At 53.1% G+C, this 369-nt stretch carries 1 protein-coding gene; it reads right to left on the bottom strand.

The window, feature by feature from the left end:
* Window positions 1-369 (bottom strand): hypothetical protein (locus FE394_RS20210; RefSeq protein WP_319927970.1); only part of this gene is annotated, 369 nt, incomplete at both ends.

Below are 369 nucleotides of genomic sequence, written 5' to 3'. Positions count from 1 at the left end.
GATAGCATCGGCATTAGTGGCTTTCACTAATTGATGTCGTTTGTTGTATTCGTACGTGGTGGTGTCTTTTAGCACCAGTTGGTTTTCTTCTGGCTGCCAGCTTTCCTGTCGGACCAGTAGACCCGCAGCAGAATAGTGCCAGCGAAGTTGCTGGCCGTCAGGATATTGGGTCAGTATCCGCCGTCCCAGTTTATCGTACTGATAGGTCAGCGTTCGCCCGGTAAAATCGGTTTCCCGAATGATTTGCCCCGCAGCATCCCGCTCATAGCGGTAGGTTTCGCCAGTGGAAACGGTGACCGAATTCAGTCGAGTCAGACGGTCGTAGCTAAAGTGCAGGGTGGTGCCATCTGGGCGGGTCATTTGGGTCAG

This window comes from Xenorhabdus littoralis, assembly GCF_033949345.1.
Lineage (GTDB): Bacteria > Pseudomonadota > Gammaproteobacteria > Enterobacterales > Enterobacteriaceae > Xenorhabdus > Xenorhabdus littoralis.
The sequence above is the reverse complement of the archived record's forward strand: the minus strand, read 5'-3'. Positions and strand labels throughout refer to the sequence as shown.